Below are 7,825 nucleotides of genomic sequence, written 5' to 3'. Positions count from 1 at the left end.
CTTTGTCTTAGTTACATACAATTCTTTAGCGTGAAAAAATGGCAGGCGTTGATTGTTAGTTTGGCTGGAAAGTTAGAGTTAGGCATTTTTAATAGGTAAAATCATTCATCGTCTCTTAAGTTGGCATTAAGTATTGGCTTGCGTCGTGCCTTCGCCAGGTCCTACCATGCCGCATGGATAATTTACTTGACGATATTCAGACCGATTTGCGGTCCTTGCAAGAGCAAAGCCTGCTAAGACAGCGGCGAGTTGTCGATGGCCCGCAAGGGCCGTTATTACAGGTTGACGGTGAGCCTTACCTTGCCTTTTGCAGCAACGACTATCTGGGCCTGGCGAATCATCCGGCGCTGATTGCTGCCGCGCATGCGGGGCTGGATCGGTTCGGTGTGGGTGCCTCTGCATCGGCGCTGCTAAGCGGGCATAGCAGCGCGATCGACGAACTCGAGACTGCCTTGGCGGCGTTTGTCGGCTTGCCTCGGGCTTTGTATTTTTCCAATGGCTATATGGCCAATATTGGGGTGATCCCGGCGCTGGTCGGTGCCGGTGACGCCATTTTTTCCGATCGCCTTAACCATGCCTGCCTGATCGACGGAGCCCGCTTGTCGAAAGCTGACTCCTTTGTTTATGAGCACAGCGACATGAGCCAATTGGAAGCCCTGCTCGCGAAAGACACCAGTCGCCGTAAGCTGATTCTTAGCGATAGCGTGTTCAGCATGGACGGCGATATTGCGCCATTGCCTGCACTCGTGGCGCTTTGTGAGCGATACAACGCTTGGTTATTGCTGGACGATGCCCATGGTTTCGGCGTGCTGGGTCCGCAAGGGCGGGGCAGTCTGGCTCATTTTGGCCTGGTGTCGGAACGAGTTTTGTATATGGGCACATTGGGCAAGGCGGCAGGCGTTGCGGGTGCATTTGTCGCCGGTGATTCCATATTGATCGAATGGCTGTTGCAGCGTGCCCGCACTTATGTATTTACTACCGCTAGCCCGCCTTTGCTGGGCAGTGCCTTAATGGCAGCACTATCGCTGCTGGAGTCGAGTGATACGCGGCAGCGGCATCTGCGCACGCTGATCAATCAATTGCAGGATGGTTTGGCGGGGTTGCCATGGCGATTAGCGCCATCGGAGACGGCAATCCAGGCGCTTATCGTCAAAGACAATGCGTTGGCGCTTGAGTTGATGCAAGGCTTGCGTGAACAGGGTATTTGGGTGCCGGCAATCCGTCCGCCCACTGTTCCTGAAAACACGGCCCGTCTTCGGATATCGTTATCGGCCGCTCATACCTGCGAACAAGTTGCCCTTCTGATCGCGGCACTGAAAACACTAGCTGCCAAACACGTAAATGTGTCATCGTCATCGCGTTCGGATATGGTTGAGCGCAGTCTTAAAAGCGTCTGGCATCCTTGTACGCAGATGCAGCATCATACGAGGGTTCCGCTGGTTCCAGTCAGCCACGGCCGAGGGGCTTGGCTGTACGGACCTGATGGCAACCGCTATCTGGATGCGATTAGTTCTTGGTGGGTCAATCTGTTTGGCCACGCCAATCCCCGCATTAACACTCAGCTTAAAGATCAATTAGATAAACTTGAGCATGCCATGTTGGCCGGGTTTACGCATGAGCCGGTGATTCGTTTGTCGGAAAATTTGGCTGCCCGTACGGGGAATGCACTGGGCCATTGCTTTTACGCTTCAGATGGCGCTTCGGCGGTCGAGGTCGCGCTGAAAATGAGTTTCCACGCTTGGCGCAATGCGGGCCATAGCACTAAACAGGAGTTCGTTTGTCTCAAGGGTAGCTATCACGGTGAAACGCTCGGTGCGCTCGCTGTCACCGACGTGGCTTTATTCCGCGATGCCTACGGTCCGTTGCTGCGGCAGGCGCATGTCGTCATGTCGCCTGATGCGCGCGCGGCTCAGAATGGCGAAACCGCTGCCGATGTGGCGCGCCGCGCAGCAGACTCGCTGGAGACCTTGCTTCAGCAGCGTGCAAAGCATATTGCGGCGGTCATCATCGAACCGCTGGTGCAATGTGCAACGGGAATGGCCATGCACGATCCGATCTATTTATCGGAAGTCCGAGCCTTATGCGATCGCTACCAAGTCCATCTGATTTTTGACGAAATTGCTGTCGGCTGCGGCCGTAGCGGTACGTTTTTCGCTTCTGAACAAGCGGCAAGCCCAGATGGGGCGCCTATTTGGCCTGACTTGGTTTGCCTGTCCAAAGGTATTAGCGGCGGTTATCTGCCGTTGTCGCTGGTGATGGCGACGGACGCCATTTACCAAGCTTTTTATGATGCCGATGTAGCCCGGGGTTTTTTGCATTCGCACTCATACACGGGCAATCCGCTGGCGTGCCGGGCGGCCTTGGCGACGCTGGAGATTTTTGAACAAGACGATGTCCTGAATGCCAATCGGCACCGTGCGCAGCGCATTACAGCGGCCTTGGCGCCGCTGGCAGATCACGCGCAGGTGCGGCACTTTCGGCAGCGCGGCATGATTTGGGCATTTGATGCGGCGATAGAGGATCCCGCTGCTGCAGCCAATTTCTCACAGCGGTTTTTTGCCAAAGCACTTGAAAATGAGTTGCTGTTGCGGCCCATAGGCCGCACGGTTTATCTTATGCCTCCGTATATCCTTGACGATGCTGAATGTGATCTTATGGGAGCGCGAACGGCGGCGGTATTTGACAGCGTGATTCATCATGGCTAAACCAACGCGGGGCTATTTTGTTGCTGGCACTGACACTGAAATCGGCAAGACACTGGTCGCCAGCAGCCTATTGCGCACTTTGACGCAAACCGGCCTGCGCACCGCCGCTATGAAACCTGTTGCGGCCGGTGCTGAGCTGCGCCAAGGCGTCTGGCGCTGCGACGACGCTGATGCCCTTGCGGCGCAAGCCAGCGTGGCGCTGCCGGCCGCACTTGCCACGCCATATTTATTATGTCGACCTGTGGCGCCCCATATTGCGGCGGCACAGGAAGGCCGTACGATAATGTTGTCGCATATTCTGGAATGCTATAGCCAGATCGCGCAGTGCGCCGATGTGGTGGTGGTTGAAGGGGTAGGAGGCTTTCGGGTTCCTTTAAGCCAGCAAGTCGATACGGCCGATTTGGCCCTGCAGCTAGGTTTGCCGGTTATCCTGGTTGTGGGGTTGCGTCTAGGTTGCATCAGTCATGCGTTGCTGAGTGCAGAGGCGATTTCCGCGCGGGGCTTGCAACTGGCAGGATGGGTTGCCAATACTGTCGATGCGGATATGCTTGATATGGATGCAAACGTAGACGCCTTGGCGTCACGCATAGCGGCGCCGCTCCTGGGGAAAATTCCCAGGTTGTCAGTCGATCCTCGGTCGAATGAGGAACTGGTATCAGTTGCAGCCGGATACCTGGATTTCACCAAATTACGGACATGAATGGGGATGAATGAACTTTAGACATTCGCTTCAGACGATTAATCGAAGAAGTATTCGTAAAGGAAACGTTCTTCATGATGAGCCAGGCAGCACTTAGCCATCATCGAGCCGCTGCGCGACACAATGTGCGTTATGCGGGCTATCAACATTTATCTGTTGACGACTTTTTACATCATGCAGCGTCAAAAATTAACTTGTAAGTGTCAAATTAGTTAGGTAGCATAAAAATTTAGCTCCATGAAAAATTCGCTGCTTTAAAAAGTTTAGTGAGATCAATTTTTCAACGCATCTTGGCTGATTCGGCAAGGTACAGAGGTAGACAAATGAAATTATCAATTGCTTCTGCATTCTTGTTAAGCGTAGCGCTTATTCCCATGGCCCAGGCTCAGCAGTTTATCTATCCGGCAAAGGGGCAGTCTGCAGAGCAGCAGAAAGCCGATAAGTCGCAGTGCTACGCTTGGGCTGTCGATCAAACAGGATTCGATCCAGCCACGTCCTCCCCAAAAGCAGCTTCGCAATCACCCAAGACCGCAACAGGGGTAACCCCGGGCGCAGGTATTCGTGGAGCAGCCAGAGGAGCCATTGTTGGAGAGGTCATCGGTGACGATGCCGGTGCAGGCGCGGCGGTAGGGGCTGTTGCCGCACGTGGTGAAAGCCGGCGCAGAAATGCTGCACAGAATAACAAGAAGGCCGAAGCCACGCAGAATCAGCAGGGAGCGTTTACAAAAGCGCAAAGCGCGTGTCTCGAAGGGCGTGGCTATACCGTCAAATAGTGAACTTGATTTGGCATTTTCTTCGTGCTTTACATATAGGCCATGAAAATCAACAAGATAACTATAAATAGGGGGTGCCATGGGTTATTTGATTCGAATCAAAATAATTGGCTCGGCGTGTGCGTTGTTGACGCCCCTGACGTACGCGAGCGCATCCGAGACAGGATCGGAGGCCTGGGAGTTTTCGGTTACACCCTACCTTTGGGGAGCTACGATCAGTGGTGACTCCTCGTTTCAAGTGCCGAGGGGGTCAAGCAACAGCGCCGACGTTAAAGTCCGTCCCAGTGATTATTTGTCCTCCCTCGACTTCGCCGTGATGTTCAGCGCAGAGGCTCGGAAAGGCAGGTGGGGGGTGTTGACGGATATTGTTTATCTTGACGTGTCGGCAGATGACAGTAAGGTGAAAGCCATCAATGGCCCTCTCGGTCGGTCGATTCCGATCGATACAGGGACAAAAACAGAGTTCAGCGGACTGATCTGGCAGCTCGGTGGTTTTTACAATGTGATCAACACATCAAATGCGTCTTTGGATATCCTGGCCGGGTTTCGGTACTTCAAGGTCAAAGCGTCACTTGATTGGGAGTTCAATGGACCGACCGGCCATCTTGCGCGCTCGGGAAGCAGTACACAGAATAAAGATCTTTTAGATGGCATCATCGGTGTTCGAGGTAGATATCGTCTTGGCGATGGCAAGTGGTTTATTCCCTACTACTTGGATGTTGGCACAGGATCCTCGTCGCTCACTTGGCAGGGGTTGGTTGGACTGGGCTACGCGATGGGTTGGGGCGACGTGCAGTTGTCTTATCGCCATATTTACTACGACCAAAAAAACAATAAGCTAATGCAAAACTTCAGTTTCAGCGGCCCAACGCTAAGCGCGACGTTTCGATTCTGAGTTCAGGTTGTTCGACAACGGTAGCGGACGGTAGATTTTGTCTTCTGGCACAAGGAAGCACCAGAGGGTTTTATTCACTCTTGAGTTAAGGATTTCCAAATGAAAACAAACCGTTTTTCTATTGCCTTTGCTGCAGTTGTGTTGATCGCACCGCTTGGCGCCTTTGCGCAGAATGCTCCGCAAGGCACTATTGTCGGTGCAACTGCGCCAGGTAAGGGGGCCTTGGGTGAGTCAGTTCAATTACAAGGCAAAGTTAAGTCGATCGACAAGAAGGAACGTGTCGTTGTCGTCGTTGGTCCGCAGGGCAATGAGGTTGTTTTCAATCTCGGCGAAGACGTCAGGAACTTTGATCAGATTAAGGTTGGCGACCTGGTAACACTGACCTATGCCCAGGCTGTTGCAATAGAACTGCGCAAGGTCAAAAACACGGGCATTCGTGAGCGTGATGAATCTGTGCAGACAGCTCGTGCAGAAGCTGGCCAGAAACCAGCAGGTGCAATTAAGAAAACGGTTCGAATGATAGCGGACGTGGTCGCGGTTAATCCCCTGGCCCAGACAGTCACGTTGCGAGGAGCCAAACACACGGTCGAGTTGGCAGTCAAAGATCCCGCTCAGCTAAAAGATATCAAGGTTGGCAATCAAGTCGAAGCCTTATACGTTGACGCAGTTGCCTTGCAAGTGCTTGCAGCCAAGTAAACAGGCTCAAACTGGTCGGTTCTTTACGGTGTTTTTGTCATCGGTGGCTACTTCCACGCGCCGTCGAGGGCTTTGTCCTTAGGCCAGTATAGGCGCATCGCAACGAGGAATGGACCTTTTGGTGCAGGGAGCCAATTTGGCTTCTTATCGTTACCGGGCGACTCGTTCTGTACATAAAGCGTCAGGCCGCCATCCGCATCTTTTACCAACCGCAGCAGCATGGGTGAGTTGATCAAGTAGCGGTTGATCGCGTCGGCAGCTTATACATTGTCACCAGAAGGCGTTGACCGGGGGGAGGGGCACCGAATTTTTCATTAATGCGGCTTAATGGACTTCTCGGCGATCCCATTAAAGAAGCTCACTACAGACGCATAGTCCTTTGACTCTCTTAACAGCTGGCCGGCAACAGCACGCAGTTTGTCTATGTCTTCCGGAGGAAGAACGAAGCTGGTGGGCAGCTCCATAAAATAGGCGCGCTCTTCGGGGTTACGAATCTCGTCGAAGCTCACGGCGATCACTTGCAGAGTAAGCGTTGGCACACTGGCTTCAGCTTGTGATTTGCTTGCGCCTGCGAGTTGGGCGTGCGCCACTTTCAGATCGCGCTTCCATGACATGACTTCGGCCCTGTCTTTCATGATTTCGACTGTTTCGAAGGAGTATTTTTCAATCGGTACATTTGTGGACTGCAAAAGCTGGATGGCGAAACCGGGCGGGGTCTCCCTTTTATCCCAATCGGTACGTGGCGCCGAGTGAGAGTCCACGACGATCAGAATGATCCGTCGAGTACCGCCAAAGCCGACCTGTTCGGAGTAGGCCGAACTTGCTTCTTGCTCTTCGAGAAATTCCAGTGCAGCGCGCACGCCGATATTGTCGGACACGCCGCCATCGACCAGATGGATATAGGGCCGTTCTTTACTGTTCTGAAAGTTTTGCATTTCGCGGTAACGTTGGTATGCGCGTCCCGACGGACGAACCCGGGTTTCCGGGTCGGCAACATCCTCGACCCATAAGGGATACTTGAAATTGCAAGTGCCCCCGTAATTGTTGAACGTGACAGGCGACAGCACGACAGGGACGGCAGATGAAGTTGCCGCCGCACGGGACAGGCGAACTTTGTTCAGATCAGAGCAGAGCAGATCGAAATCATTTTGAAAGAAAATCAGGCGTGATCCGGTTGATAAATCGGTTCCTGTTGCCAGAGCGACTGGGCCGGGCTTATCAAGCAAGTCGGCGAATGTTGCGCCTTCGAACAGAATTTCATCATAGTATTCAGCAGCAAGCTCTGAGCGCCCGGCGCTGCCTCCTATAAACTTCCACCAGTTAAACGGATTGATAATGCGGCCAATGAGCGTACCCTCTACATCCCGCTTAAGGAAACGCGTTTCATACTCGGAAAATAATCGCTCGCCATGCAAAGCGTAGGCCAGGGCTGTGAAGCTTCCGCCCGATACACCTGAAATGAGATCGACTTCGTCAATCAGCCGGCGACGCTGACCTTGGACAACAATCTCGGTTCGACGCAGTTCTTCCAGGACACCATACGAAAAGGCAGCGGCTCGTGTTCCGCCACCCGAGAATGACAGCATCAACAGCGTAGATTGATCGTTATTTTGACGCTTTGGCATCAGTAGATAAGGACGATAGCCGCTGTTGGGATCGACTTGCGTGATGGGCGGGTTGATTGGCCGGCTCGCACAACCCGCCAATACGAAAACGACGATAATTGAAAGTAACGAGTATGCGATCCGCATGAGGGGTAGTTCAGCGCGATCTTGAAATGCGAACTCATCCATGAGGCATCTCCGGTTGACGCCAGACCAATAAGACTTCAGGCAAACGACCGCTACTTAGTGTTTTTGAGTATATACCAAGCGCTTATAAGGATAAATTATTATTTTTATATCCCGCGCAAATCATTAGTCTTGGTTGAGTTGCTACTTCGCGATAGAGGTGTGCCTACGACAAGGGCTTACAAGAAAAACTTGTAAGCCCTTGATTTTATTGGTCGGAACGGAAGGATTCGAACCTTCGACCCCTTGCACCCCATGCAAGTGCG

8 protein-coding genes are annotated in these 7,825 nt (G+C 52.9%); 5 read left to right on the top strand and 3 right to left on the bottom strand.

The window, feature by feature from the left end; genetic code table 11:
• The first annotated feature begins 173 nt into the window (after positions 1–173).
• Together bioA and bioD are read left to right on the top strand one after the other, a co-directional pair.
• Positions 174–2,705 (top strand): adenosylmethionine--8-amino-7-oxononanoate transaminase, encoded by a 2,532-nt coding sequence (gene bioA / locus ABWO67_RS19350; RefSeq protein ID WP_502930053.1) that lies wholly within the window; start codon positions 174–176, stop codon positions 2,703–2,705.
• On the top strand, positions 2,698–3,405 hold the full coding sequence (gene bioD / locus ABWO67_RS18110) for a dethiobiotin synthase (RefSeq protein WP_353154335.1): 708 nt from the start codon (positions 2,698–2,700) through the stop codon (positions 3,403–3,405). Before bioA ends, bioD begins: the two co-directional genes overlap by 8 nt.
• Positions 3,406–3,443: 38 nt before the next feature.
• Here bioD and ABWO67_RS18105 read toward each other — a convergent pair whose 3' ends face one another.
• Entirely contained in the window at positions 3,444–3,554 is a 111-nt protein-coding gene (locus ABWO67_RS18105; protein ID WP_502930052.1) for a phosphomethylpyrimidine synthase ThiC, read from the bottom strand.
• A gap of 174 nt (positions 3,555–3,728) precedes the next feature.
• Here ABWO67_RS18105 and ABWO67_RS18100 point away from each other — a divergent pair, with 174 nt between their 5' ends.
• From ABWO67_RS18100 to ABWO67_RS18090, 3 genes are all read left to right on the top strand, one after another.
• Entirely contained in the window at positions 3,729–4,178 is a 450-nt protein-coding gene (locus ABWO67_RS18100) for a hypothetical protein (RefSeq protein ID WP_353154333.1), read from the top strand.
• 79 nt (positions 4,179–4,257) lie between these two features.
• A complete protein-coding gene (locus ABWO67_RS18095) occupies positions 4,258–5,073 on the top strand; it encodes a hypothetical protein (RefSeq protein WP_353154330.1) in 816 nt (271 codons plus the stop codon).
• A 99-nt stretch (positions 5,074–5,172) separates the two neighbouring features.
• The gene (locus tag ABWO67_RS18090) at positions 5,173–5,769 is read left to right on the top strand and encodes a hypothetical protein (protein WP_353154328.1); all 597 of its coding nucleotides are present in this window, start codon (positions 5,173–5,175) and stop codon (positions 5,767–5,769) included.
• Between the two features lie 47 nt (positions 5,770–5,816).
• Here ABWO67_RS18090 and ABWO67_RS18085 read toward each other — a convergent pair whose 3' ends face one another.
• Together ABWO67_RS18085 and ABWO67_RS18080 are read right to left on the bottom strand one after the other, a co-directional pair.
• Positions 5,817–5,990, bottom strand: a complete 174-nt coding sequence (locus tag ABWO67_RS18085) for a DUF1214 domain-containing protein (RefSeq protein ID WP_353154338.1) — start codon at positions 5,988–5,990, stop codon at positions 5,817–5,819.
• Between the two features lie 93 nt (positions 5,991–6,083).
• Complete coding sequence (locus ABWO67_RS18080; protein WP_353154326.1) at positions 6,084–7,562, bottom strand: patatin-like phospholipase family protein; 1,479 nt, start codon at positions 7,560–7,562, stop codon at positions 6,084–6,086.
• Positions 7,563–7,825 lie beyond the last annotated feature (263 nt).

The sequence above is a fragment of the Pollutimonas bauzanensis genome (assembly GCF_040393045.1).
Taxonomy (GTDB): Bacteria; Pseudomonadota; Gammaproteobacteria; order Burkholderiales; family Burkholderiaceae_B; genus Pollutimonas; species Pollutimonas bauzanensis_A.
This window is presented reverse-complemented; position numbering and strand designations above follow the sequence as displayed.

What these genes read in the sequence shown, in the direction of transcription:
- bioD (WP_353154335.1), top strand. Translation starts at nt 2,698, where the DNA reads ATGGCTAAACCAACGCGGGGCTATTTTGTTGCTGGCACTGACACTGAA.
- bioA (WP_502930053.1), top strand. Translation starts at nt 174, where the DNA reads ATGGATAATTTACTTGACGATATTCAGACCGATTTGCGGTCCTTGCAA.
- ABWO67_RS18090 (WP_353154328.1), top strand. Translation starts at nt 5,173, where the DNA reads ATGAAAACAAACCGTTTTTCTATTGCCTTTGCTGCAGTTGTGTTGATC.
- ABWO67_RS18095 (WP_353154330.1), top strand. Translation starts at nt 4,258, where the DNA reads ATGGGTTATTTGATTCGAATCAAAATAATTGGCTCGGCGTGTGCGTTG.
- ABWO67_RS18080 (WP_353154326.1), bottom strand. Translation starts at nt 7,562, where the DNA reads ATGGATGAGTTCGCATTTCAAGATCGCGCTGAACTACCCCTCATGCGG.
- ABWO67_RS18085 (WP_353154338.1), bottom strand. Translation starts at nt 5,990, where the DNA reads ATGCTGCTGCGGTTGGTAAAAGATGCGGATGGCGGCCTGACGCTTTAT.
- ABWO67_RS18100 (WP_353154333.1), top strand. Translation starts at nt 3,729, where the DNA reads ATGAAATTATCAATTGCTTCTGCATTCTTGTTAAGCGTAGCGCTTATT.
- ABWO67_RS18105 (WP_502930052.1), bottom strand. Translation starts at nt 3,554, where the DNA reads ATGTTGATAGCCCGCATAACGCACATTGTGTCGCGCAGCGGCTCGATG.